Source organism: Couchioplanes caeruleus, from assembly GCF_023499255.1.
In the GTDB taxonomy this organism is placed as follows: domain Bacteria; phylum Actinomycetota; class Actinomycetes; order Mycobacteriales; family Micromonosporaceae; genus Actinoplanes; species Actinoplanes caeruleus_A.
In genome coordinates, this window is sequence record NZ_CP092183.1 from 2,575,666 (window position 1) to 2,601,599 (window position 25,934).

Annotated in this window: 16 protein-coding genes; 10 read left to right on the forward strand and 6 right to left on the reverse strand. The window is 73.1% G+C overall.

Going from position 1 to position 25,934, the window contains the following annotated elements; all coding sequences use genetic code 11:
- Positions 1–170: 170 nt before the first annotated feature.
- Positions 171–1,229 (reverse strand): LacI family DNA-binding transcriptional regulator, encoded by a 1,059-nt coding sequence (locus COUCH_RS12105; RefSeq protein WP_249612178.1) that lies wholly within the window; start codon positions 1,227–1,229, stop codon positions 171–173.
- A gap of 658 nt (positions 1,230–1,887) precedes the next feature.
- Here COUCH_RS12105 and COUCH_RS12110 point away from each other — a divergent pair.
- Positions 1,888–3,282 (forward strand): DUF1996 domain-containing protein, encoded by a 1,395-nt coding sequence (locus tag COUCH_RS12110; RefSeq protein WP_249612179.1) that lies wholly within the window; start codon positions 1,888–1,890, stop codon positions 3,280–3,282.
- 67 nt (positions 3,283–3,349) lie between these two features.
- Here COUCH_RS12110 and COUCH_RS12115 read toward each other — a convergent pair whose 3' ends face one another.
- Together COUCH_RS12115 and COUCH_RS12120 are read right to left on the reverse strand one after the other, a co-directional pair.
- Positions 3,350–3,964, reverse strand: a complete 615-nt coding sequence (locus tag COUCH_RS12115; RefSeq protein ID WP_249612180.1) for a DUF305 domain-containing protein — start codon at positions 3,962–3,964, stop codon at positions 3,350–3,352.
- Positions 3,961–4,212 (reverse strand): hypothetical protein, encoded by a 252-nt coding sequence (locus COUCH_RS12120; protein WP_249612181.1) that lies wholly within the window; start codon positions 4,210–4,212, stop codon positions 3,961–3,963. Before COUCH_RS12120 ends, COUCH_RS12115 begins: the two co-directional genes overlap by 4 nt.
- A gap of 192 nt (positions 4,213–4,404) precedes the next feature.
- Between COUCH_RS12120 and COUCH_RS12125 the strand changes: the two genes are divergently transcribed.
- Positions 4,405–7,455: a discoidin domain-containing protein gene (locus COUCH_RS12125; RefSeq protein WP_430640920.1), complete on the forward strand. Its 3,051-nt coding sequence runs from the start codon at positions 4,405–4,407 to the stop codon at positions 7,453–7,455.
- A gap of 67 nt (positions 7,456–7,522) precedes the next feature.
- Positions 7,523–7,897: a VOC family protein gene (locus COUCH_RS12130; protein WP_249612182.1), complete on the forward strand. Its 375-nt coding sequence runs from the start codon at positions 7,523–7,525 to the stop codon at positions 7,895–7,897.
- 75 nt (positions 7,898–7,972) lie between these two features.
- Here COUCH_RS12130 and COUCH_RS12135 read toward each other — a convergent pair whose 3' ends face one another.
- Positions 7,973–8,443 carry a hypothetical protein gene (locus tag COUCH_RS12135; RefSeq protein ID WP_249612183.1) on the reverse strand — a complete coding sequence of 157 codons (471 nt, stop codon included), beginning with the start codon at positions 8,441–8,443 and terminating at the stop codon, positions 7,973–7,975.
- Positions 8,444–8,529: 86 nt separating this feature from the next.
- On the opposite strand from COUCH_RS12135, the gene COUCH_RS12140 reads away from it, so the two are divergent.
- Genes COUCH_RS12140 through COUCH_RS12150 form a run of 3 tightly spaced genes read left to right on the forward strand, consistent with a single transcriptional unit; the run spans position 8,530 to position 11,133 of the window.
- Positions 8,530–9,264 (forward strand): response regulator transcription factor, encoded by a 735-nt coding sequence (locus tag COUCH_RS12140; RefSeq protein WP_249612184.1) that lies wholly within the window; start codon positions 8,530–8,532, stop codon positions 9,262–9,264.
- A complete protein-coding gene (locus tag COUCH_RS12145) occupies positions 9,257–10,606 on the forward strand; it encodes a sensor histidine kinase (RefSeq protein WP_249612185.1) in 1,350 nt (449 codons plus the stop codon). The genes COUCH_RS12140 and COUCH_RS12145 overlap by 8 nt, the downstream gene beginning before the upstream one ends.
- A gap of 41 nt (positions 10,607–10,647) precedes the next feature.
- The gene (locus tag COUCH_RS12150; protein WP_249612186.1) at positions 10,648–11,133 is read left to right on the forward strand and encodes a hypothetical protein; all 486 of its coding nucleotides are present in this window, start codon (positions 10,648–10,650) and stop codon (positions 11,131–11,133) included.
- Between the two features lie 71 nt (positions 11,134–11,204).
- Here COUCH_RS12150 and COUCH_RS12155 read toward each other — a convergent pair whose 3' ends face one another.
- A complete protein-coding gene (locus COUCH_RS12155; RefSeq protein ID WP_249613671.1) occupies positions 11,205–11,975 on the reverse strand; it encodes a DUF5995 family protein in 771 nt (256 codons plus the stop codon).
- Positions 11,976–12,135: 160 nt separating this feature from the next.
- Entirely contained in the window at positions 12,136–14,952 is a 2,817-nt protein-coding gene (locus tag COUCH_RS12160) for a helix-turn-helix transcriptional regulator (protein WP_249612187.1), read from the reverse strand.
- A gap of 175 nt (positions 14,953–15,127) precedes the next feature.
- Here COUCH_RS12160 and COUCH_RS12165 point away from each other — a divergent pair, with 175 nt between their 5' ends.
- The 4 genes from COUCH_RS12165 to COUCH_RS12180 all read left to right on the forward strand — a co-directional run bounded on the left by COUCH_RS12165 (position 15,128) and on the right by COUCH_RS12180 (position 25,791).
- Positions 15,128–15,763, forward strand: coding sequence for an adenylate/guanylate cyclase domain-containing protein (locus tag COUCH_RS12165; protein ID WP_249612188.1), 636 nt, complete (start codon positions 15,128–15,130; stop codon positions 15,761–15,763).
- A 57-nt stretch (positions 15,764–15,820) separates the two neighbouring features.
- Positions 15,821–21,070, forward strand: a complete 5,250-nt coding sequence (locus COUCH_RS12170; RefSeq protein WP_249612189.1) for a diguanylate cyclase — start codon at positions 15,821–15,823, stop codon at positions 21,068–21,070.
- A gap of 123 nt (positions 21,071–21,193) precedes the next feature.
- Positions 21,194–23,251 carry a DNA gyrase/topoisomerase IV subunit B gene (locus COUCH_RS12175; protein ID WP_249612190.1) on the forward strand — a complete coding sequence of 686 codons (2,058 nt, stop codon included), beginning with the start codon at positions 21,194–21,196 and terminating at the stop codon, positions 23,249–23,251.
- Positions 23,252–23,268: 17 nt separating this feature from the next.
- A complete protein-coding gene (locus tag COUCH_RS12180) occupies positions 23,269–25,791 on the forward strand; it encodes a DNA gyrase/topoisomerase IV subunit A (protein WP_249612191.1) in 2,523 nt (840 codons plus the stop codon).
- Positions 25,792–25,934 lie beyond the last annotated feature (143 nt).

Consider the following 25,934-nt stretch of genomic DNA (forward strand, 5'->3'; position numbering starts at 1 on the left):
GATGACAGCCAAGACCAGCACGTACCCGGCCCGGTGGACCATCCACGTCCCGCTCGTCGCCGTGGTGGCCTTCGCCCTCACCCGGGGCCGTGACCTGGCGGACGGGCGGCTGCTCGGGCTCGGCGGCACCCGGATGGTGCTGCCCGCGCTGACGGTGGCGGGCGGGACGCTCAGGCGGACTGGCGCCGCACCAGCGTCGGCTCGTAGATCACCGACGACACCCGCATGGCCGCGTCGTCGATGCGGGTCATCAGCAGCCGTGCCGCCTCGGCCGCCATGTCCTCGAGCGGATGGCGGATCGTCGTGAGCGCCGGGTTCGCCGCCACGGCCGCGCTGCTGTCGTCGAACCCGACCACCGCGACGTCCCCGGGCACGTCCCGGCCGGCCGCGCGCAGCGCGAGCAGGGCGCCCAGCGCCATCAGGTCGTTCGCGACGAAGACGCCGTCCAGCGCGGGGTGGGCGGCGAGCAGCTCGTGCATCGCCCGTTCGCCGCTCTCCTGGGTGAAGTTGCCGGTGACCTGCGGAACCCACGCGTGCCCGTGCCGGGCCATCGAGCGCCGGAAACCCGCGATCCGGTCACTGCTCGCCGGGACGTCCGCGGGCCCGGAGATCATCCCGACGAGCTGACACCCCCGGCCGACCAGGTGGTCGGCCGCGAGGGACGCCCCGGTGTCGTTGGCGAGATCCACATAATTGATGGGTACGGGCTCAGCCGGCCGCCCGATCATCACCGCGGGCACACCGGCGTCGGTGAGCATCCGGGGCAGCGGATCGTGCCCCGGCAGCGACAGCACCACGACGCCGTCGGCCTGCCCGTGCCGCAGATCCCCGACGAGCCGGGTGCGCTGCTGCTCGGTGCCGACGATCTGCAGCGCCAGCTGGATCCCGGCCGCCCGCAGCACGCTCATCAGCCCGCCGACGACCCGGCCGAAGTACGGGTCGGCGAAGAACCGCCCCATGAACGGGTCGTCGTCGTGCGACTCGGAGTCCGACACGACCAGCGCGATCGTCCCGGTGCGCCGGGTGACCAGGGAGCGGGCCAGGCGGTTGGGCACGTACCCGGTGCGGTCCACGGCGTCCCACACCATCTTGTGCAGCTGGGGGTCCACGTTGCGGATCCCGTTGATCACACGGGAGACGGTGGCTCGGGACACCCCGGCGATCCGGGCGACATCCTCCAGGGTCGGCAGCCGCTCCCCGACGGGCACGCGCCCGCTCGTGGCGGTCATCGGGCCGGGCTCCGGGTCTGCATGCAAGCTTTATAGCACAGCTGGAGAGCGCTCTCCGAGGTGAGCGTGGCCGACTGGCGCCTCCCGAGGGAGCCGGACCCTGCGAGGAGTCGCGCCTGGCGCGGGCTGCGGGGCTTAGCGAGGCGAGTCAGGCTTGGCGCGGGGCAGCTGGGCTTTGCGGGGCGAGTCAGGCTTGGTGCGGGGCAGCTGGGCTTTGCACGGTGAGTCATGCCTTGCACAGGCGAGCCGGGCCCTGCAGCGTGAATCACGCCCTGCGCGAGCAGCAGGGCTCGCCAGGAAATAGCGTCGCCGGGAGATCGGGTCCGCGGAAGAGGCCGGGCTTGCTGGAAGAGCTGGGCCTGCTGGAAGACCTGGGCCTGCTGGAAAAGCTGGGCCCTGCCCGGAAGCCGGCCCTGCGGGCAAAGCCGTGCCCCCCAAGGTTCCGGAACCGGCACCGCGTATTGACGTCCGTGCGCCCGGAGCGTAAGACTTCGGAAAGCGCTCTCCAACCGCTGTCCCCGCCGCGTACCGGGTGTCCCCGCACCCCTGCCCGGCGCCGCACGGTCGTGCCCGGACCCCGCCGGGCTCGATGCCGTCGTGTCCGGGCCCTGCCGGTCCGGCCGCGGCGGCGTACCCGTCCCCACCCCCTGGAGATCCCATGAGAACAAAGCTCAGGCGGCTGCTCGCCCCGCTAGGCGCGACCGTAGTGGCGGGCTCCCTGCTCGCGGTCGGCGTCCAGCAGGCGCACGCGGCCGACACCCTGCTGTCACAGGGCCGCCCCGCGCTCGCCTCGTCGCTGGAGAACGGCGAGTCGCCGGCCGCCGCCGCGGTCGACGGGCGTGCCGAGACGCGCTGGGGCAGCCAGTGGGCCGACCCGCAGTGGCTGCGCGTCGACCTCGGCGGCACGGCCACCGTCTCGCGTGTCGTCCTGCAGTGGGAGGCCGCGTACGCCAAGGCCTTCCAGATCCAGACCAGCCCGGACGGCAACACCTGGACGAGCATCTACAGCACGGCGAACGGTACGGGCGGCACGCAGTCGCTGACGGTCAACGGCAGCGGCCGGTACGTGCGCATGTACGGCACCCAGCGCGGCACCGGCTACGGCTACTCGCTGTACGAGTTCCAGGTGTACGGCACGGCGTCCACGACCACACCTCCGAACGGCGACGGCTACGTGTACGCGAACCCGCCCGTCACCGGCGTGGTCCCGTCCACCGCCGTCCCGCCCGCGACGAACCCGCCGACCACGCACCACGAGTTCCAGGCGAACTGCTCGGTGAGCCGGTCGAACCTGCCGGACGACCCGATCGTCTTCCCGAACATGCCGGGCGCCTCGCACTCGCACACGTTCATGGGCAACACCACCACGAACGCGGCCACGACGCTGGCGAGCCTGCAGGCCGGGCAGACCTCGTGCATCACGCCGGGTGACAAGACGGGTTACTGGATGCCGACGCTGTTGAACGGTGACACCGCCGTGCAGCCGGTGGGCCGGCAGGTCATCTACTACAAGAGCGGCGTCATCGACTACCGCAGCGTGCGCCCGTCCCCGCCGGGCCTGCGGTACGTCGTGGGCAGCCCGTCCGCGACGCTCGACGAGTTCAAGAACGCCCCGGGCGCCGTCGAGGGCTGGGAGTGCGGCGACAGCGTACGGAACTGGGACTTCCCGGCGAACTGCGTGAACGGCAGCCAGCTCAACATCCGGTACCAGGCGCCGAGCTGCTGGGACGGCATCCACCTGGACACGCCGGACCACAAGAGCCACATGGCGTACCCGGTCGTGGGCGTCTGCCCGGCGAGCCACCCGGTGGCCGTACCGATGATCGAGTTCAAGATGGCGTTCCCGGTCAGCGGGAACATGGCCAACGTGCGGCTGGCGAGCGGGCGTGGCTACTCGTTCCACTACGACTTCTACAACGCGTGGGACGCCCCGACGCTCAACGCGCTCGTCACGCACTGCATCAACGGCGGGCTGCAGTGTGACCCGCGCGGTTTCGACCAGTACAAGCCGGACCGCGGCGCGGCCCTGAACGAGAACTACGAACTGCCCTGATCCCGTACGGGGAAATCGTCCGGGTCGTGGGCCCCGGACGATTTCCCCGTACCGCGATAACCGAAATTCACGAGGCTTTTCCGAGCCGGTTCAGATATGTCCGCCGGGTGCGCAGCACGTCGTCGGCGAGGGCGCGGGTCTGCGGTTCGATGCCGGACTTCCGTTCGCTCTCGGCGAGCCTGAGTCCCTGTCGCAGATGCGCCTCGAGGTGGCCGCGGACGAGGTCGTCGAACGCCTTCCCGCGGGTGGCGGCCGCGGCCGTGACCTGTTCGGGGGTCACCATGCCCGGCATCGGCATGCCCTTGTGCGGGTTCTCGGCCGGCAGGTCCGCCTGGTCGTGGAGACCGCGCAGGGCCGTCAGCTCGCGCTCGTGCACGCCTGTGACCTCGGCGGACAGCGCCTTGAGAGCCGGGTCCGAGCCGTTGGCCGGCACCAGTGTGAGCAGGGGCAGCAGTTCCTCGTCCATCGCGATGGTGATCTCCACCCAGGCGAGGTCGGTGCCGCCGAAGAAGCCCGGGCTGCCGGCCGTGGGGGAGGGCGCGACGCCGGCGGACGCGGTGGCTGCCGGCTTCTCGTCCGCGGCGCAGGCGGCCGGTCCGAGCGCGGTGGCGAGTATGCAGACGGCCGTCAGCGCACGACGGTGTGCGGGGGAATATCGGTGCGTGGGGGGATACCGATTCACGAATGCGAGTCTTGACGCCGGGCGCCCCGGGTGTCAATTGACGAATCGGTCTCGGCGAGATCGACTGCGGGCGCCCAATGGTCCGAGGCGTACAGCCCGTCGTCCGGCCGGTCGCCGATGAGAAATGCCCCGGTGGGCCGCAGCGGGTGCGCCGGTCCGCCGGGCCGGGCGAGGATGTGGTCGATCCGGCGGCCGATCAGGTGGGCCGCCTCGACCGGCGCCTGCGGGTGCGCCGGGTCCGGCGTCACGCGTGGAAAGCGCTCTCCCAGGCGCCGAGAGTGGTGCCTGACTTGTCTGGTTCGTCCATGCTGATCGGGCCCTTCTATTGACATGAAGGAAATGCGGGCGTAACACTGCGGCCACATGGAGAGCGCTCTCCATCGATCCCCCGGAGTTCCCCGACTCCGCACCCTGAAGTCCCCGAGCGTCAGGAGTTCCCCGTGCACCCGGCTTCTCCTCAGGCCCCGCCGTCCGCCGGCGGCCCACCACACCGTCGCCGCCGCCTGCGCCGGCTGGCGCCCCTCGCGGCGCTGGCGGTGGTGGCCGCGTACGTCGGCACCGTGCAGCTCACCGCGCACGCCGCGGACACCCTGCTCTCCCAGGGCAAGCCTGTCACCGCCTCCTCGCAGGAGGGCAACGACGTCACCCCCGCCAACGCCGTCGACGGCAACGCCGGGACGCGCTGGTCCAGCCAGTTCGCCGATCCTCAGTGGATCAGCGTTGACCTCGGCGCCACCGCGACGGTCACCCAGGTCGTGCTGCAGTGGGAGACCGCGTACGGCAAGGCGTACAAGATCCAGACCTCGCCGGACGGCACCGCCTGGACCGACGTCTACAGCACCGCCACCGGTGCCGGCGGCACCGAGACGCTCACGGTCAACGGCAGCGGCCGCTACGTACGGATGTACGGCACCGGCCGCGGCACGGGCTACGGCTACTCGCTGTGGGAGTTCAAGGTCTACGGCAGCAGCGGTACGACCACGCCGCCCACCACCCCGCCCACCACGATCCCCGGCGACTGGAACACCGTCTGGACCGACGACTTCACCGGCCCGGCCAACACCTCGCCCAACGCGGGCAACTGGCTGCTGCGCACCGGCACCCAGTACCCGGGCGGAGCGGCCAACTGGGGCACCGGCGAGGTCGAGACGGCGAGCAGCTCGACCGCCAACGTCTCCCTGGACGGCAACGGCAGGCTGGCCATCAAGGCCATCCGCGACGGCTCCGGCGCCTGGACCTCCGGGCGGATCGAGACGCAGCGCACCGACTTCGAGCCGCGCGCCGGCGAGCAGCTCAAGTTCACCGCCGTCCTGAAGCAGCCCGACGTCGCCAACGGCCTCGGCTACTGGCCCGGCTTCCGCGCGACCGGCGCCGCGTACCGCGGGAACTACACCAACTGGCCGGGCGTCGGCGAGACCGACATCATGACCGACGTCAACGGCCGCAACCAGCTGTCGCAGACCCTGCACTGCGGCACCGCGCCCGGCGGCCCGTGCAACGAGTACGACGGACGCGCCAGCGGGTTCGCCTCGTGCACCGGGTGCCAGACCGGCTACCACGAGTACACCCAGATCATCGACCGGACGAAGACCGACGAGGAGGTCCGCTTCTACCTCGACGGCCGGCAGACCTGGGTGGTCCGCGAGTCCCAGGTGGGCGTGACCGCGTGGGCCGCTGCTGTGCACCACGGCTTCTTCCTGCGCTTCGACCTCGCCATCGGCGGCTCCCTGCCGAACGCGATCGCCGGCTTCACCACGCCCACCCCGGAGACCACCTCCGGCGGCACGCTCTCCGTCGACTCGGTCACCGTCGCCCGCGCCACGGGCAGCACGCCGGCCGGGATGACCGACCCGGCCACACCCGCGGGGCCGTCGACCGTCCGGGTCACGGGTACGCAGGGGAACTGGCAGCTGAACGTCAACGGCTCGCCGTACGAGATCAAGGGGTTGACCTACGGTCCGCCGCAGGCGGCCGCGGACGGCTACATGCGCGACCTGAAGTCCATGGGCGTCAACACGATCCGCATCTGGGGCGTGGACGACGCGAACACGCCGGCGCTGCTCGACCGCGCGGCGCAGCAGGGCATCAAGGTGATCGTCGGGCACTGGCTCAACCAGGGCGCCGACTACGTCAACGACACGGCGTACAAGAACTCCGTGAAGGCCGAGATCGTTGCCCGCGTCAACGCGCTCAAGAACCGGCAAGGCGTGCTGATGTGGGACGTCGGCAACGAGGTCATCCTCACCATGCAGGACCACGGCCTGTCCGCCGCCGAGGTCGAGGCGCGGCGCGTCGGGTACGCGAAGTTCGTCAACGAGGTCGCGCAGGCCATCCACGCGGCCGACCCCAACCACCCGGTCACGTCGACAGACGCGTACACGGGCGCCTGGCCGTACTACAAGCAGTACGCCCCCGACCTGGACCTGCTGGCCGTCAACTCGTACGGCGCCATCGGCAACGTCAAGCAGGACTGGATCAACGGCGGCTACACGAAGCCGTACATCGTCACCGAGGGCGGCCCGGCCGGCGAGTGGGAGGTGCCCAACGACGTGAACGGCGTACCGACCGAACCGACCGACCTGCAGAAGCGTGCCGGATACACGGCCAGCTGGAACGCCATCAAGGCGCACCCGGGCGTGGCGCTGGGCGCGACGGAGTTCCACTACGGACTCGAGAACGACTTCGGCGGCGTCTGGCTCAACACCTTCACCGGCGGCTGGCGGCGGCTCGGCTACCACGCGCTGAAGCAGGCGTACACCGGTCAGGCCTCGGCCAACACCCCGCCTGAGATCACCGCCATGTCGGTGAGCAACCAGACGGCCGTCCCCGCCGGCGGCACGTTCACCGTCACGACGTCGACCACCGACCCCAACGGCGACCTGATCCGCTACAACCTCATGTACTCGGACAAGCACATCACCGGCAACACCGGCCTGCGGCACGTCACCTTCACCGACAACGGCAACGGCACGTTCACCGCCCGCGCCCCGGAGAAACTCGGCGTCTGGAAGGTCTACGTGTACGCGTACGACGGCCAGGGCAACGTGGGCATCGACCAGCGCTCGTTCCGCGTGGTGCCGCCGACCGTCCCGGGCACCAACCTGTCGAAGGGCAAGCCGGCCACCGCGTCGACGTACCAGCCGACCGGCACGAACGGGCCGCAGCTGCCCGCGTACGCGGTGGACGGCGACTACGGCACCCGCTGGGCCAGCGAATGGGTCGACACGGCGTGGCTGCAGGTCGACCTCGGTTCGGTGCAGTCGTTCAACCGGGTGCTGCTCGCCTGGGAGGACGCGTACGCGAAGGGGTACACGGTCCAGGTATCCAACGACGGCTCCACGTGGAGCACGGTCTACTCGACCAGCTCGGGCAACGGTGGCTTCGACGACCTCACCGTGACGGGCTCCGGCCGGTACGTCCGCGTCAACGGCACCAGCCGGGCCACCACGTACGGATATTCGCTCTGGGAGCTGGGCGTGTACCGCAGCTGAGTCCTGATTTCTGTCGGTCCCCGGGTCTAGCGTCAGCGGTGAGGTTCCCGGCTACGAGGGGGAAACGATGGACAAGGTGGTCCACTTCGAGGTTCCGTTCGACGACGCCGAGCGGGCGCACGGCTTCTACCGCGAGGCGTTCGGCTGGGGGCTGCAGTCCATGCCCGGCATGGGCTACACCCTCGTCACCACCACGCCGACCGACGATTCCGGGCGGCCTGGCGAGGCGGGCGGCATCAACGGAGGCATGCTCGCCCGCCAGGGCCCGATCACCGCGCCGGTCATCACGATCGGCGTCGAGGACCTGGACGAGGCAGTCGCCCGCGTCGAGAAGCTGGGCGGCAGGGTGGAGATCGGGCGGCAGGCGGTGGGGGAGATGGGCTTCTCGGCGTACGTCCGCGACACCGAGGGCAATCTCATCGGCCTCTGGCAGAACGCCTGAGCCCGCGCGGCGGGCCGGTGCCCGGCGTCAGCGCCGTCCACCGGCCCGCCCGCGGCGTCCCCGCGACCGGCCCGGTCAGAGCTCGCGGGCCCAGGCGAGGACCCGGTCGACGTCGTCGCGGGTCCAGCCGATCGCCGAGTCGATGCTGACCAGCAGCGTCGGCGCCGCGCGCCCGGCGGCCCAGCGGCGGCCCGCGTCGGTGTGGTTGTCGTCGATCCAGGCGGCCGGCCGATCCCCGGCCGCCGCGGCGATCGCCGGGACCTTGTCCTCGGGCTTGAACGGCAGCGGCGGGAACCGCACCACCGGCAGCGGGTCGATGCCCAGCAGCGGGATCAGCAGGGAATTGGCGTCCTCGCCCCACGCGCTGGCCCAGTGCACGTCGCCGGCCCCGGCCAGCTCGGCGATCCAGGCGCCGTGGCCGGGGCAGTACCGCTCCGGGCCCTCGCCCGGGTAGAACTCGTGCTCCAGGTAGCCGTCGGGGCAGGTGGAGGCGCCGAAGGGGTTGAGCACCCCGTCGACGTCCAGCAGCATCACGGGTCGGGTCACGCCCCTATCCAACACCCGCCCGCGGGCGTTACGCGATCACCCCGGCCGGATGCGGGCCGGCCCGCCGCGGCCGTTCGGATCCGTACATGATCCGAACAACCGCCGGGTCCGCGCCCGGGCAGAATGGGCGGGTGAGCGACGCACCCGCCAAGGGCCTGATCCTGGTCGTGGAGGACGAGCGGCCCATCGCCGACCTCGTGCGGCTGTACCTGGCCCGGGACGGGTTCGGCGTGCACGTCGAGCATGACGGCGCCGCGGGGCTGGCGGCCGTGCGGCGGATGCGGCCGGTCGCCTGCGTGCTGGACATCGCGTTGCCCGGCATGGAGGGGACGGAGATCTGCCGGCGGATGCGAGAGGACGGCGACTGGACCCCGGTCGTGTTCCTCACCGCGCGCGACGACGAGGTGGACCGGATTCTCGGCCTGGAGCTGGGCGGCGACGACTACCTCACCAAGCCGTTCAGCCCGCGGGAGCTGGTGGCCCGGGTGCGGGCCCTGCTGCGCCGCGCCGCCGGGCCGCCGGACGGGGGACGGGTGCGCTCGGTGGGGCCGGTGACCCTGGACCCGGCGCGGCGGCTCGTCACCGTGGAGGGTGCGCCGCTGGCGTTGACGCCCACCGAGTTCGACCTGCTCGGGCACCTGCTGGGCCGGCCCGGGCGCGTGTTCACCCGCGAGGAGCTGCTGGCGAGCGTGTGGGGGTACGCGTCGCACGCGGGGACGCGTACGGTCGACGTCCATGTCGCCCAGGTCCGCGCCAAGCTGGGCGCCGCCGCCGGGGTGATCCGCACCGTGCGCGGCGTCGGCTACACCGCCGATGCGTAGGTTCTTCGCGACGCTGGCCGGCCGGACGGTCCTGGTCACCGCCGCCACCGCGGTCGTCTCCGTCATCATCACCGCGATGGTGGCGTTGCCGATCGCGGTGCGGTCGGCGAACAGCGCGGCCCGTGCCGACCTGGCCGAGAAGGCCGCCGTGGCGGTCGAGCTGCTGACCAGCGAGCGGGCCGTCGTCCGGGAACGGATCGTCCGGCGGCTGCGGGACGACGGCATCGACGTCTTCCTCGTCCGGCGGGGCGCCGCCGACCGGCCGGGGCTGCCCGAGCGGGTGGTCACGCAGGTGGCGTCCGGCGCGGTCGTCGACACCCGGGGGGTCGTCGACGGGAAGGCGGTGCTGATCGCCGGGCGGCCGCTGCGGGGTGTCGACAGCGGCGTGGTGCTGACCCGCGGGGTGGTGTCCGGCACCGCGGCCCGCGTGCTCGGCGGTGTCTGGGTGGCGCTGCTCGCCGGGCTGCTCGGCGGCGTCGGCGCGGGCGCGCTGCTCGCACATTTCATCGCGCGGCCGCTGCGGCAGGCGGCGGTGGCGGCCGGGCGGCTGTCGGCGGGGGACCGGTCGGTGCGGCTCGCCGTACGCCCGCCCGCGGAGGCCGCCGAGCTGGCCGCGGCCCTCAACCGGCTGGGCGCGGCCCTGCAGATCAGCGAGGGCCGGGAGCGGGAGTTCCTGCTGTCGGTCTCCCATGAGCTGCGGACGCCGCTCGCCACGATCCGCGGCTACGCCGAAGCGCTGGCCGACGGTGTCGTCACGGATGACGGCGCGGTCAGGGCGGGCGCCACGATGGTCGCCGAGGCGGACCGGCTGGACCGGCTCATCTCGGACCTGCTGGTGCTCTCCCGGCTGGAGGCGGCGGACCTGCCGGTCGACGTCGTCGCGGTGGACCTGGCCGAGCTGGTCCGCTCGGCGGGTGAGGCGTGGGCGTCGCGGTGCACACCGGACGGTCCCCGGTTCTCGGTCGAGCTGCCGCAGCGGACGGTCGTGGTCGACACCGACCCGGGGCGGATCCGGCAGGTGCTCGACGGGTTGTGCGAGAACGCGCTGCGGGTGGTGCCGGCGGGGGCGCCGCTGGTGCTGGCCGTACGGGCGGGCGAGCGCGGCGGCGTGGTGGAAGTCCGCGACGGCGGTCCCGGGCTCACCGACGAGGACCTGGCGGTGGCGTTCCAGCGGGGTGCGCTGCAGCAGCGGTACCGGCACGTCCGCAAGACCGGCAGCGGCCTCGGGCTGGCCCTGGCCGCCCGGCTCGTGGCCCGGCTGGGCGGCACGATCGAGGCCGGTCACGCCCCGGAGGGCGGCGCGCAGTTCGTCGTGACGCTGCCTTACACAACCCGAACATGACGCTGACGCATCCCGCGTACCGCACGGGCAGGGTGGTGACCATGATTCGACACCGCATCGCGTTGACCCTCACCACGGCGGGCCTCGCCGGCCTGCTGACCCTCACCGGCTGCGGCACCCCCGGTGCGGCCCCCGGCGCCGACGTGGCCGACGAGACCACCGCGCTGCAGACCGTCGCCATGCAGGGCGAGCCCAGCGCCGCACCGGCCAAGCCGGGCGCGCACCGGCCCGGCGCCCGGCGGCTGCTGCGGAAGAACACCCTGCACGGCGAGGTCGCGGTGCAGGGCAAGGACGGCGTACGGACGATCGTCGTGCAGCGCGGCACCGTCACGGCCGCCGACGGCAAGACCGTCAGCGTCAAGTCCTCGGACGGCTTCGCCCAGACCTGGACGCTCGGCGACAAGCTCCGGGTCGTGCAGGACAAGAAGAAGGTCGCCGTGGACGCCGTGAAGACCGGCGCGACGGTCGGGGTGGCCGGCCGCAAGGACGGCGACGCGTCCGTCGCGCGCCTGATCGTCATCGGATAGGGATCGATGGGATAGGGCCCGCGCTCGTTGCCGTTCGAGCGCGGGCCCTGCCCCGCCCCCTCATCAAAGAATCACTGCAGGATGGCGCCCATCGGCGAGAGCAGCAGCTTGCCGACGGCCTCCGCGGTGTGGTCCAGCCGGCCGCGTTCGCGCCCCAGGGCCTGCAGGTCGTGACGTACGGTCCACAGCCGCTGCGCGTTGCGCCACGCGACGTTGCGGGTGTACTCCACGACGCCGCCCTGCCACCAGTCGTCGAGATCGCCGTTCATCATGTCGATGAGCAGCTGCCACCGTTCGAGGTAGCCGCGGCGCAGGCCCGGGATCTGGGCGGCGAAGATGTCGTTGAGGTGCAGGTAGTCACGGTGCTGGTCGCTGTCGTCCACCGGGTCGCAGCCCTGATGGTCGAACGTGGTCACCAGCGCGAACGGCAGGTCGTAGCTGATGTGCGCGTTGAGGCCGGCGGCCGCCGAGGGCAGCGGGCGCGCGTCCGGGCACGGGATCCGGTGGAACAGCACGGTCCACGCCTTCGGGCAGCCGGAGCTCATGTCCGACCACTGGCGCAGCGCGTCGAAGTACCGGGCGGCGAACTCGACGTCGAGCCGGGCGAGGAACGCCGGGTCGGCGAAGCGGCCCGCGTACAGCCGTTCCAGGACGCACGTCGTGATCGACAGGTAGAGCTTGTTGAAGTCGGCGAGCGGGTTGCTGCCCAGCAGCGGCGGTACCCGGTCGAGGACGTCCTGGAGCTTGGTGAGCTGATCGACCACGGCGGGCACGTCGTCGGGGTACGCGGCCAGCACGTCGGCCATCTCCCGCTGCACTGGTCCCCAGACCGACTCGGTGATCATGGATCCTCCACTGACGTGCCACCGCGGAGGCCCTCCAGCACCGCCCGGCGACCGGGCCGCCGGGCGGTGCTCCCCCGAACGAGACCCAGCCTGGCACCGGCGGCCTACGCAGGGATCGGTAGAACGACGTATCTCCGGTACGTAGATAACGAAAAGGTCACGCCGCGCGGAGGAAGACCCGGCTCGCCTGGACCCGCGTACGGACCTGGAGCTTGTCGAAGATGTGGCCGATGTGCACGCCGACGGTCCGCTCGCTGATGAACAGCTTCTGGCCGATCTCGCGGTTCGTCAGCCCCTCGGCGACCGCGGCCAGCACCTCCCGCTCCCGGTCGGTCAGCATGCTGAGCTCGTCGCCCGGCCGCGCCGGCACCGGCGTCACGACCTCCTCGTCGCCGGTCAGCGCGACCCGCGCCCGGCCCGCCACCTGGGTGATCTCCGCGGCGAACGGCTTGGCGCCCATGGCCTGCGCGGTCGCGTACGCCTCCCGGATCGCGGTGGTCGCCGCGGCCCGGCGGGTGCGGCGCGCGAACGACGCCTCGGCCTGCCGCAGCCGGGAGTACGCCGCCGGGTACGGCTGGGTGCGCCGGTCCCAGGAGGCGGCCGCCTTCGCCCACAGCTCGGGGTCGTTGCGCTCCTCGATCCGGCTCAGCTCGGCGGCGCACAGGTCCAGATAACCGTCGACGACCGCGCGTACGGGCGCCGGCGCGCTCCCGGCGTTGCGCGCGACCCGGTCCACCACCACCTGCAGACGGCGTACCGCACCGGCGTCCACCGGGACCGTGCCGCCGGCCTGCGCCTCCGCCTCGGCGCGCAGCCCGTGCCAGGCCAGCACGCCGAGCAGCACGAGGTCGTCGGAGCGGGTCTCGGTGAGCCCTCGCTGCACCGCCGAACGGGCCTCGGCGTGCCGGCCCTGCCACATCGCCAGGCCGGCGCGCAGGGTGAGCATCGGCAGGACGTGGCGCGCCCCGCCGCCGGCGAGGATCGTGGCGACCGCGTCGAGGTCCCGGTCGGCCGCCTCGATGTCGCCGAAGCCCACCCACAGCCGGCACCGGGCGAGCAGGATCTCGACCGCGTCGGCGCCCGAGGGGCGGTGCCGCATGGCGGCGGCCAGCACCTGCTCGGCCTCCGCCCACTGACCCACCCGGAACAGCCCGTTCGCCGCGATCGCCAGCAGCCGCGTCTGGTACGTGCGTCCCTGCCCGATCGCCGCGAGCTTCTCCGCGCCGCGCCGGGCGACGAGCACGCCCTCCTCGATGTTGTTGAGCGGGTTCGTCAGCAGCTCGGCGAGGTGCAGGTACGCACACCCGATGTCGTCCGGGTGCCCGGAGCGCTCGGCAATCTCCACGGCCTGCCGGATGACGGCGAGCCCCGCGTCCGGATCCTCCCGGAACGCCAGGCTGAACCCGAGCGCCGCGCTGGCCCGGACGAGGTCCGCGGTCGAGCCGTCGGCGCGGTCGGCCAGGTCGAGGGCGTCGCGGGCGCGGACCCCGGCGTCGGCGTACCGGCCGAGGTGCACGAGCAGCTCGGCCAGGTGGGCGGCGGCGCTGGCCTTCTCCGAGGGGGTGCACGCCTCGGCCGCGAGCGCGCGCTCGTACTCGATCTCGGCGGTCGCGGCGCGTCCGGCGGCGGCCAGATAGCGGGCCCGGCGCAGGTGCAGCGCGCAGGCCCCGGGGGCGTCGTCGCGCCGGGCGAGCTGCTCGAGGGTGGTCAGGGCACGCTGGTGCTCGCCGCAGCGGTGTGCGGACTCGGCGGCGTGGGCGAGCAGGTCCGTGCGCCCCGGGTCGGCGTCCGGCGTGAGCTCCAGCGCGAGCGCCCAGTGCCGGTACGCCTCCGCGAAGCCGTACAGCCGCTCGGCCGCGCGGGCGGCGGCGACCACCGACGGCAGCGCCCGCGCGGGCTCGCCGGCCTGCTGCCAGTGGTGTGCGAGCCGGGCGTGATCGGGCTCGCCCGGGAACGCCTCGATGGCCTCGGCGTAGCGGCGGTGCCGGGCGGTGTGCTCGGCCGGCAGCACCTCGTGCGCCAGGACCTCGGCCACGACCTGGTGGCGCAGCCGGTAGCCGTCCGCCGCGCTGGTCACGAACCGGTGCGCGACGGCGTCCCGGACGGCCTCGATGAGCTCGTTCTCCGGCAGCGGCAGCACCCGCGCGAGCAGCTCGTGCTCGACCGGCTCCACCCCGGCGGCGACGGCGTGCACCACGTCGTGGGCGTGCGGCGGCAGCTCGTCGACGCGGGACAGGAAGATCTCGCGCAGCGTGTCGGACAGCTCCACCCGGCCGTCGCGCAGGTCACGAGCGAGCTCCTCGGCGACGAACGGGTTGCCGCCGCTGCGCTTGAAGACCCGGTCGGCGTCCTCCGGCGCGACGTCCCTCCCGGCGATCGCGGTGACCAGCTCCGCGGTGGCGTCCTGGTCGAGCGGGGCCAGATCCAGCACGCGTACGGACCGCAGCCGGCGCAGCTCCGCCAGGACCCGCCGCAGCGGGTGGGAGCCGTGCAGCGACTCCGAGCGCACCGCGGCCAGCACCGACAGGTTGAGCTCGCCGAGGCCGGCCAGCAGGTAGAGCAGCAGCTGGCGGGTGCTGCGGTCGGCCCACTGCAGGTCGTCGAGGACCAGCAGCAGCCGGCGTCCGCGGGCGAGGGTGCGCAGCTCCTGCGAGACGCGTTCGAGCAGGGCGCCCGCGCCGTCCGGAGTCTCGCCGGCCGCGGCGTGCGCGCCGGCCTGCCGCAGCGCCTGCAGGACCGGGTGCAGCGGGGAGGCGTCGCCGATGTCGAGGCAGGCGCCGAAGAGTACGGCGGCCCCGGCCGCCCGCATGGCCTCCGCGGTCTCCCGCAGCAGCCGGCTCTTGCCGACGCCGCTCTCCCCGGTGACGAACACGGCGGAGGTGCCACCGGGACCGGCGGCGAGCAGATCGGCCTGGATCGACGGCAAGATGTCGGAACGTCCGACAAGTGGCGCGTCGTCGCCCTGGCTGGCCATGCGTGGCAGCCTAATGGGAATCGAGGTGAGCCGTTCTCGTCGGTTCGGACTGTTCTGCGTCACAGAACAACCGACGCGGCGGCCGCTGTCACAGATACGTCATTCTGCGGATCCGCTGTCTTGTGCCGGGCTGGCACCGTTTCCTTCGCCAACGCGAACGAAGGGAGCGGGGGACGTGAACAGAACCACCGCCGGCCTGCGGTGCCGGCGACAGACCGTCACAGTGCTGTTCGTCGACATCGTCGGCTTCACCAGCCTGATCGACGATCTTGACTGCATCGATGTCCGTGACCTGCAGGTCGACTATTTCGACGCCGTGTCCACGGTCGTCCGGGCGGCCGGTGGGGTCGTGGAGAAGTTCATCGGCGACGCCGTCATGGCGGTCTTCGGCGCGAGCGGCCCGCGGGCCGGCCGGCCGGACGAGACGTGCCGGGCGGCCGCCGCCGCGGTCCGGGCCGGGCTGCTGATCCAGGAGGCGCTGCGGGGGCGTCTTCTGGCCGGCCGCTTCCCGGTACGTACCCGGGTGGGACTCGCCACAGGCGACGCGATCGTCGACCTCGACGCGGCCCGCGACGGCGGGTACGGGATGGTCAGCGGCAGCGTCGTCGCGACCGCGGCACGGTTGCAGGCGTACGCGCCGCACGACACGGTCGTGGTGTGCGCCGCCACGCAGAGCGCCTCGGACGCCGCGATCGCGTACCAGGAGATGCCGCCCGTGTCGGTCCCCGGCAAGGCGGCACCGGTCGAGCTGTGGCGGGCACTGCAGCCGCAGGCCGTCCCCGCCCAGCGCGCCCTGCAGACCTGCGCCTGACGATCGGACAGCCGGGACAATCCTTCAGCGCGGCGGTGGTGCGCCGATAGAGGCTGCGTGGGTGCCTCGCCTTCCGTACCGGCAGAGCCGGCAGCGGTGCAGTCCGAGCTCGGCGTCGCCGCCGGGCTCGAAGTGCTGGGCGAGATCGGCCGCGGCGCGCAGGCGGTCGTCTACCGGGTCCGGCGCGACGGCCGCGACTACGCCCTGAAGATGCTGCTCGAGGAGACCCCCGCGAGCTCCGGCCGGGGCCGCGACTTCCACCGGCAGGCGGCGCTGCTGGCCGCCGTCGAGAACCCGCACCTGCCGCGCGTGCACAAGTCCGGCGACGTCGGCGGGCGCCCGTACCTGATCATGGATCTGGTCGAGGGTGAGCCGCTGGCCCGGCGGCTGCTGCGCGGGCCGGTGCCGGAACGGCACGCCATCGCGATCGGGGCGGACGCCGCCGGCGCGCTGCGCGCGGTCCACGAGCACGACCTGGTGCACCGCGACATCAAGCCCGAGAACGTCATGATCACCGCCGAGGGCGCGGCCCGCCTGGTGGACTTCGGGCTCGCCGCCCCCGCCTCGCCCGAGGGGCTGGGCCCGGACGACGCCGTGGCCGGCACGCTGACCTACTGCGCGCCGGAGCAGACCGGCATGCTCAACCGGCCCGTCGACAACCGGTCCGACCTGTACGCCCTCGGCGCCGTGCTCTTCGAGTGCGTCACCGGCGCCCCGCCCTTCGCCGCGGACGACGTCGCAGAGCTGCTGCACCTGCACGCCACGGCGCCCGTACCCGATCCGCGGGCGCTGTCGCCCGGTCTCGGCGCGACCTTCGCCGCCGTCATCGTGCGGCTGCTGGCCAAGGACCCCGACGACCGCTACCAGAGCGCCGCGGGGCTGCTGGCGGACCTGCGCCGGCTCGCCACCGACCCGGCGGCGGTGTTCCCGCTCGGCGACGAGGACGGGCCGGTCGCGCCGCTGGAGCCGCGGCTGACCGGGCGTGACGCCGAGTTCGGCGTGCTCCGCGAGCGCTGGACCGAGGCGGCGAGCGGCCGGGGCGGCGTGGTGCTGCTGCACGGGCCGACCGGGGCCGGGAAGACCCGGCTGGCGATGGAGCTCGGTGCGCTGGCCGCCGCTCAGGGCGCCGTCGTGCTGCGCGGCGGTGCGTCCTCCAGCGACCGGCGGCCGATGGCACCGCTGCGCGCCGCGGTCGATGCGTACGTGAAAGACCTGCTCGGCCGCCCCGGTGGCGGCGCCGCCGCCGCGAACGTCCTGCGCGCCGCCGCGGGGCAGAGCGCCGGCCTGGTGACCAGCCTGTCGCCGGCGCTGGCCGAGGTCCTCGGGGTGCCCGAGGTGCCGGGCGAGATCGGCCTCGGCCGGCACGCCGCCGCGGTCGCCGACCTGCTCACCGGCCTGGCCCGGACCGCCGGCCCGGTGCTGGTGCACCTCGACGACGCGCAGTGGTTCGACGACGGCACCGTCCGGGTGCTGCAGCAGCTCGCGGCCGGCGTGTCCGGCGTACGGATGCTCGTCGTGGCGACCACCCGGCCCGCCGACGGCGACGCGCAGGAGCAACCACCACGGCTCGGCTCCGGTCAGGTGCTCGACATCAGCCTCGCGCCGCTCAGCCAGGACCAGGTGGGGCTGCTCATCGAGTCGATCTCCGGTGGCCTGCGGCTGCCGGAGCGCTCCGCGGCGCACATCACGATGCTGACCGGCGGCAACCCCTTCGTGACCCTCGCGTACGCGCGGATGGTCATGGAGGCGGGCCTGCTGCGGCCCGACTGGGGTACGTGGGAGGTCGACGGCGACGGGGTCCGTGATCTGGCCCTGCCCGCCGACTCCGCCCAGCTCGTCCTGCGCCGGATGAGCGCCCTCGACGCCGGCAGCCGGCACCTGCTGAGCATCGCGGCCGTCGTCGGCACCGCGTTCAGCCCCGGGATCGTCGCCGAGGCCGCGGGCGTCGACCGCCGCCGCGTGCACGACGTGCTCTCCGACGCCAACCGGCAGGGGTTGCTCGCCCAGCGCGACGGCGTCCACCGCTTCCTGCACGACAGCATCCGCGTCGCGCTCCTGGCCGACCTCGGCGAGGACGAGGTACGCGAGCTGCACAACCGCATCGCCGACGCCCTGGACCGCCGCCCCGACCCCGACGTGTACGCCCTCGCCCGGCACTGCGCGCTGGGCGACCCCGGCCACGACCCGGCCCGGATGCTGCGCGCCTGCACCGCGGCCGGCGCGCGGGCGCTCGCCGAGCACGCGCCGGACACCGCCCTGACCTACCTCGAGTACGCCCGCGACGCCGCGCACACCGGCGGGCTGGCCGTGGGCAGCGCCCTCAAGGAGCTGCTCGGCACCGCGTACCACCAGAACGGCCGGTTCGACGAGGCGAGGGCGACGGTCACCGAGGCGCTGTCGGAGGCGGTGGACCGCACCGAACGCGCGCGTCTGCACCTCCTGCTCGCCCGGGTGCACGAGAGCAACTGGGGTGGCGCCGCTCAGCTGGAGGCGGTCGACCGCGGGCTGGCCGAGCTCGGCCGCAGCCTGCCGGCCAATCCCGTCCTGCGGGTGCTCACCTCGGTGTGGCTGTTCCTCATCGGATGCGTCACGCGCGTCACGCGGCTGGGCTACGGCACCGCGAAGGGTGAACACCGCGATCTGCTGCGGCTGGAGACCACCCTTCTGCACTACGGCGCCTCCGGAGCCATCCGTACGCTGCGCCCCACGTATTCCCTCCCGTACGCGTTGCGCATGGTGTACCCGATCAACCGGATCGGCCGGTCCCCGGAGCGCGCCCGCGACTTCGTGGCGCTCACGATGGCCCTGCGCATGGTGGGCCTGCACCGCCTCTCCGACCGGATCACCACGTCGTCGCTGCGGACCGCCGCCGAGCTGGGCGACCCGACGCTGATCGCGCGCATCGACTGGATGACCGCCATCGCCGTGCACGGCAGCGGCGCGGACTCCGGCGAGCGGGTCCGGCGCGTCCTCATGGAACGCGACCGCTTCCTGGACGCCGGACTGATCCTCGACTGCTACGCGGTCCTCGGCTGGGACTGGCTGCTGCGCGGTGAGATCGCCGAGGCCGAGGCGGCCTGCTCCGGGCGGCAGCGCTGGCTCGACGCCGGCGGGCACGCCGACCGCAGCGCCGTCGTGGCGATCGACGCGGGCCTGCTCGCCATGCGCGGCCGGGCCGGCGAGGCCCTCGCGGCGCTCGGCCGGGCCGGCGACACCCGGGAGATCCACGAGATCGTCGACATGATCGGCGCGCGGATGCTCGCCGCGATCGAGCGCGACGACCTGGGCGCGGCCTTCGACGACGCCGTCGCGGAGTTCGAAGGGCTGGGCCTGCGCCCGTCCGACGTCCTGCCGGCCCAGCACGCCTACTTCGTCCACCACGCGTACGGCCGGCTCGAGCAGGCCCGCCGCGCCGCGCCGGCCGACCAGGAGCGGGCGCTGGCCGCCGCCGAGACGGCCGTCGCCACCCTCGGCCGGGTCACCAAGCGCCCGATCGTCGCGGCGCACCACCGCATCGCCAAGGCCGCCCTGGCGGTGCTCAAGCCCGGGCACGCCGGCGTCGCGCTCGACCTCCTCACCCGGGCCGAGAAACTGCTGCGCGCGGTCGACGCGCCGCTGACCTCCTTCGAGGCCGCCCTGACCCGCGCCCGCGCGCTGGCCCTGCTCGGGGTGAACGGGGAGGCGGACCGCCAGGCGCGCATGGCCGCGACCATCGCCGAGGAACGGGGCTGGCCGCACCGCGCCCGCCGGGTCGCCGCCGAGTTCCGGCTCGACGCCGGGCGGCGCAACCGGGTGCCGGTCGTCGCCGCCCGGGGCCGCGCGGGGCAGCGCTGGGCCGCGCTCGAGCAGCTCAGCAATGCCGCGTCGCGGGTCATCGACCCGGAGCGGCTCACCCGGGTCGCGCTGGACGAGACCGTACGCCTGCTCGGCGCCGAACGCGCCCTGCTGTTCCTCGTGGACGCCGACAGCGGGGTGCTCGCCCCGCAGGTCGGCCGCGACGCCACCGGTCACGACCTCGCCGAGCTCACCGGCTACAGCACCACGGTGGTGGACCGGGTCCGGCACAGCCGCGAGCCGCTCGTGGTCACCGGCACCGAGGAGGGCGCGGCCCTGGGCGCCGACAGCGTCGTCCAGTACGGCCTGCGCAGCATCCTCGTCGCCCCGCTCGAACTGGACGACCGCCTGCTCGGCGTGGTGTACCTGGACAGCCGCGTCGCCAAGGGCGTGTTCACGGTCGACGACGCCGACGTGCTGACCGCCATCACCCACCACATCGCCGTCGGCCTGGAGACCGCCCGCGCCGCGCAGCTCGAGGTCGCGGTCGCCGCCGCCAACCGGCAGCGCGACCTCGCCGAGACGCTGCGCCGCGCGATGGCCCGGCTCAGCGGCACCCTCGACCCGGAGCTCGTGCTGCGCCGGCTGCTGCTGACCGCCCGGCAGACGCCCGGCGGCGAGCGCGGCTGGCTGCTGCTCGGCACGTCCTCGTCCGCCGAGGTCACCGTGCTCGACGGCACCGGCGGCACGGCGACCCTGGTCCTGGCGGACCACCCCGAGCTGCGCGCGCTGCTCGACAACCGGCAGGCCGACCTCACCCCGGGTACGCCGTCCTGGGCGTCCTCGCTGGGCTCGCACACCGGCGGTAGCTGGCTGACCGTCACGCTGGACGACCGGGACGGGCCGGTGGGCGTGCTCGTGCTCGCCTCCGAGCGGGCCAACGCGTACGCCGCCGCGGACCTCGGCGTCGCGGCCGCGCTCGTCGGGCAGGGGATGGTCGCGTACGACAACGCCCGGCTGTTCAGCCGCATCAACGAGCTGGCCACCACGGACAGCCTGACCGGGGTGGCGAACCGGCGGCGGTTCTTCGAGCTCGCCGAGCGCTCCCTCGGGGCGGCGCGGCGGTCGGGGGACCCGGTCACCGCCCTGATGATCGACATCGACCACTTCAAGCGCATCAACGACACGTACGGCCACCAGACCGGCGACGACGTGATCCGTGGCGTGGTCGACCGGCTGCTGGCCGGCCTGCCGCCCGACGGTCTCGTCGCCCGGTACGGCGGTGAGGAGTTCGCCGTCCTGCTGCCGGGCATCTGCGAGGACGGGCCGGCGCTCGCCGAGAAGCTGCGCGCCGCCGTGGACGGGAGCCCGGTGGAGACGCGTACGGGCGCGATCCCGGTCACGATCAGTGTCGGGCTGGCCCGGTTGCGCCCGTCGGACGCGACCGCGGACACCCTGCTCGGCCGGGCCGACGCCGGCCTGTACGCCGCCAAGCAGGGCGGCCGGAACCGTGTCGTGGCTCACGAAGAGTGATGTTCGTCCGGTTCCTCCCGGTCTTTGCCGGGGCGTACCGGGTCGGCCTCACGAAACTCGTCGTACCTGCCCGGTAGGCTCGCCGCGTCGTTGACGGCCGCCACTGCCCGGGAGTAATACCTCGTGACTGCGCAACAGGAGATCCTCTACGGGGCCGACGATCTCACGCACCTCGAGGGCCTCGACGCGGTGCGCAAGCGCCCCGGCATGTACATCGGCTCGACCGACAGCCGCGGTGTCAACCACCTCGCCAACGAGATCATCGACAACTCCACCGACGAGGGCGTCGCCGGCCACGCCGACAACGTCACGGTCTTCCTGCACGCCGACGGCTCGGTGCAGGTCGACGACGACGGCCGTGGCATCCCCACCGACATCAACGCCAAGTCCGGCCTCTCCGGCGTCGAGCTCGTGCTCACCCGGCTGCACGCGGGCGGCAAGTTCGGCGGCTCCGGCTACAAGACCTCCGGCGGCCTGCACGGCGTCGGCGCCTCCGCGGTCAACGCGCTGTCACTGCGCTTCGACGTGACCGTCAAGCGCGACGGCAAGGTCCACGAGATGTCGTTCCAGCGTGGCGTCCCGGGCGTCTTCTCCGGCGACGGCCCGTCGGCGAAGTTCCAGCCCGAGCCCGGCCTGCGCGTCGTGCGCAAGATGAAGCGCGGCGAGCGGTCCGGCACGTCGATCCGCTACTGGTACGACGCCCGCTACTTCGAGACCGGCGCCCGGCTCGACACCGACACCGTCCGCGCCAAGCTGCGCAACACCGCGTTCCTCGTGCCCGGCGTCGCGTTCGTGCTGCACGACCGCACCGGCGAGGAGCCGCTCGAGGAGACCTTCCACTACCCGCACGGGCTCACCGACATGGTGGAGTTCCTGACCCCGTCCGGCGACAAGCCGGTCTCCGGCATCCTGATGGTCACCGGCGAGGGCACCTACAAGGAGAACGCCGCCGACGCGAACGGCGTCATGCAGTCCAACGTCGAGCGCCGCGCCGAGATCGAGGTCGCGTTCCGCTGGGGCACCGGCTACGAACGCACCGTCGAGTGCTTCACCAACACGATCCGCAACGTGCACGGCGGCACCCACCGCAAGGGCTTCGAGCGGGCCCTGACCCGCGCCCTCGGCGAGGCCGTCCGCAACGCCCGCGGGCTGCTCAAGCCCAAGGAGGACGTGCCGGTCCTCGACGACTATCTCGAGGGCCTCACCGCGGTCATCCACGTGCGCGTGCCGGAGCCGCAGTTCACCTCGCAGACCAAGGACGAGCTCTCCACCGCCGGCATCACCCGGGTCCTGCAGGGCCTGGTCGAGCAGCACCTCAAGCAGTGGATCGACGACCGGCGGACCAAGAGCGAGGCCCGCACGGTGCTGCAGAAGGTGGTCGACGCCGCCCGCGTGCGCCTCACCCAGAAGCAGCAGAAGGACGCCGCGCGGCGCAAGACCGCCCTCGAGGGCGCGTCCATGCCGCCCAAGCTCGTCGACTGCCGCTCGACCGGCATCAGCCGCAGCGAGCTCTACATCGTGGAGGGTGACAGCGCGCTGGGCACCGCCCGGATGGCCCGCAGCTCGGAGTACCAGGCGCTGCTGCCCATCCGCGGCAAGATCCTGAACGTGCAGAAGGCCAGCCTGCAGCAGGTGCTCGACAACGCCGAGTGCTCGGCCATCGTGCAGGTGCTCGGTGCCGGCTCGGGCCGCACGTTCGACCTGAGCACGATGCGCTACGGCCGGGTCATGATCATGGCGGACGCGGACGTCGACGGCTCGCACATCCGCACCCTGCTGATCACCCTGTTCGCCAAGTACATGCGGCCGGTGATCGAGAACGGCCGGCTCTTCGCCGCCATGCCGCCGCTGCACAAGGTCAGCACCAAGGGCCGCAACTCCGAGACGGTGTACACGTACACCCAGCAGGAGATGGAGACCACGGTCGCCCGGTTCGAGAAGGCCGGCAGGTCCGTCAACCGGCCGGTGCCCCGGTTCAAGGGCCTCGGCGAGATGGACGCCGACGAGCTGTGGGACACCACGATGAACCCCGCCACCCGCGCGGTCCGGCGGATCACCCTGACCGACGCCGAGCGGGCCGAGGCCACCCTCGAGCTGCTCATGGGTGAGCGGGTCGAGCCCCGCAAGAACTGGCTCATCGAGGCCGCCGGCCGCATCGACCAGGAAACGATCGACGCCTGAGGAACGGGTCACAAGACATGGCACGCCGCAAGAACGAGCAGTCCCGGGTGGACCTGTCGGCCTTCGACCAGGCCGGGGCCCGCGTCATCGACAACCCCATCACCACCGAGGTCGAGGACTCCTACCTGGAGTACGCGTACTCGGTCATCCACTCCCGCGCCCTCCCGGACGCCCGCGACGGCCTCAAGCCCGTCCACCGCCGCATCCTGTGGTCGATGGCGGAGCAGGGCCACCGCCCCGACCGCGGCTACGTCAAGAGCGCCCGCGTCGTCGGGGATGTGATGGGCAAGTACCACCCGCACGGCGACGTGGCGATCTACGACGCGCTGGTCCGCCTCGCCCAGGACTTCTCCCTCAACGTCCCGCTGATCGACGGCCACGGCAACTTCGGCTCGCCCGACGACGGCCCCGCCGCCGCCCGGTACACCGAGGCCCGGATGTCGCAGGAGGCGATGCTGCTCGTCCGGGAGCTGGGCGAGGGCACGGTCGACTTCAAGCCCACGTACGACGGCGACGCCGAAGAGCCGAAGGTGCTGCCCGCGGCCTTCCCCAACCTGCTGGTCAACGGCACGTCGGGCATCGCGGTCGGGATGGCGACCAACATGATCCCGCACAACCTCGGCGAGGTCGTGGCGGCGGCCCGGCACCTGATCACCACCCCCGAGGCGGACCTGGACGAGCTGATGCGGTTCGTGCCCGGCCCGGACCTGCCCACCGGCGGGCAGCTGCTCGGCCTCGACGAGGTGCGCCGGGCGTACGAGACGGGCCGCGGCGTGGTCCGGATGCGGGCCCGCGCCCAGACCGGGCCGCTGGAGGGCGGCCGCGGCCGGCAGGCCATCACGGTGGTCGAGCTGCCGTACGGCGTCGGCACCGAGAAGATCATCGAGGCGATCACCGACGAGGTGAAGGGCAAGCTCATCGTCTCCGGCCCGAAGAAGGGCCAGCGCCAGGCCGCCCGCCTGCAGGGCATCGCGGACGTCAAGGACCTCACCGACCGCGAGCACGGCATCCGGCTCGTCATCGAGTGCAAGGTCGGCGTCAACCCGCAGGCGCTGCTCGCCGACCTGTACAGGCTGACGCCGCTGGAGACCTCCTTCGGCATCAACAACCTCGTGCTGGTCGACGGTCAGCCGCGCACCCTCGGGCTCAAGGAGCTGCTCGAGGTGTTCCTGGCGCACCGCTACGAGGTGGTCACCCGGCGCACCACGCACCGGCGTACGAAGCGGCAGGACCGGCTGCACCTCGTCGACGGCCTGCTCATCGCCCTCATCGACATCGACCGGGTCGTCGCGATCATCCGCGGCAGCGACGACGCCGCGGCCGCGAAGGCCGGCCTGATGAGCGAGTTCGGGCTGACCGACATCCAGGCGACGTACATCCTGGACACCCCGCTGCGGCGGCTGACCCGCTTCGACCGCATCGAGCTGGAGACCGAGCAGCAGCGGCTCAACGAGGAGATCGCCGAGCTGTCCCGCATCCTCGACGACGAGAACGTGCTCAAGCAGGTCGTCTCCGACGAGCTGGCCGAGGTCGCGGCGGAGTTCGCCACGCCCCGGCGCACCACGCTCATCGACGGCGACCTCAAGGAGGTGCTGGCCGCGTCCGCGCCGGCCGGGCCGCTGGAGGTCGCGGACGACCCGTGCCAGGTGATCCTGTCGGCCACCGGGCTCATCGCCCGTACGGCGGCCGAGAGCGAGGAGGCGACGGAGGCCCGCCGCCGCAGCGGCCGGGTCAAGCACGACGCGGTCCGCGCGGTCGTGCACTCCACCGCCCGCGGCCGGGTGCTGCTGATCACCAACAGGGGCCGGGCGTTCAAGACCGACGTGCTGCCGCTGCCGGTGCTCCCGGAGCAGTCCGGCACGGTGTCGCTGCGCGGTGGCATGTCCGCCTCCGAGCTGATCCCGCTCGAGAAGGGCGAACGCGTCGTCGGCCTGGCCCCGCTCACCGCCGGCGACTCCCCGGGTCTGGCCCTGGGCACCCGCCGCGGCGTGGTCAAGGTCTGCGCGCCGGAATGGCCGGTCCGCTCCGACGAGTTCGAGGTCATCACCCTCAAGGACGGCGACGAGGTGCTCCAGGCCACCTGGCTCACCGACGGCGCCGAGGGCCTCGTCTTCGTCACCTCGGACGCGTCCCTCCTGCGCTTCCCGGCGAAACTCGTCCGCCCGCAGGGCCTCAAGGGCGGCGGCATGGCGGGCGTCAACCTGACCGCGGGCGCCGAGGCCCTCTCGTTCAACGCGGTCAGCACCCACGACCCCCAGCACGGCGAACCCATGGTCGTCACCTCCACGGGCACCCAGGTGAAGGTCACCCCGTTCACGGCGTACCCGGCCAAGGGCCGAGCCACGGGCGGCGTCCGCGTCCAACGCTTCCTCAAGGGCGAATCCCGCCTCACGGTCGCCTGGGTCGGCCCCCGCCCGGTCGGCGCCAGCACCACGGGCGACCCGGTCGACCTCCCGGACCCGGACGGCCGCCGCGACGGCTCGGGCGAAGCGGTCCTGATGGGCCCACAGATCGTCGGCCACCTGATCGAACGCGGCTGACCACCGACCCGCCGGGGGCGGGGCTGACTGCCCTGCCACCCGGCGGTTGCGGTGCTTGCGGGCGGCTGCCCTGCCACCGGGCGGGTGCGGTGCCGCCGGGCGGCTGCCCTGCCACCGGGCGGCTGCCCGCGCGGCTTTCCGCT

What these genes read in the sequence shown, in the direction of transcription:
- COUCH_RS12140 (WP_249612184.1), top strand. Translation starts at nt 8,530, where the DNA reads ATGATCCGAACAACCGCCGGGTCCGCGCCCGGGCAGAATGGGCGGGTG.
- COUCH_RS12130 (WP_249612182.1), top strand. Translation starts at nt 7,523, where the DNA reads ATGGACAAGGTGGTCCACTTCGAGGTTCCGTTCGACGACGCCGAGCGG.
- COUCH_RS12160 (WP_249612187.1), bottom strand. Translation starts at nt 14,952, where the DNA reads ATGGCCAGCCAGGGCGACGACGCGCCACTTGTCGGACGTTCCGACATC.
- COUCH_RS12105 (WP_249612178.1), bottom strand. Translation starts at nt 1,229, where the DNA reads ATGACCGCCACGAGCGGGCGCGTGCCCGTCGGGGAGCGGCTGCCGACC.
- COUCH_RS12145 (WP_249612185.1), top strand. Translation starts at nt 9,257, where the DNA reads ATGCGTAGGTTCTTCGCGACGCTGGCCGGCCGGACGGTCCTGGTCACC.
- COUCH_RS12150 (WP_249612186.1), top strand. Translation starts at nt 10,648, where the DNA reads ATGATTCGACACCGCATCGCGTTGACCCTCACCACGGCGGGCCTCGCC.
- COUCH_RS12110 (WP_249612179.1), top strand. Translation starts at nt 1,888, where the DNA reads ATGAGAACAAAGCTCAGGCGGCTGCTCGCCCCGCTAGGCGCGACCGTA.
- COUCH_RS12180 (WP_249612191.1), top strand. Translation starts at nt 23,269, where the DNA reads ATGGCACGCCGCAAGAACGAGCAGTCCCGGGTGGACCTGTCGGCCTTC.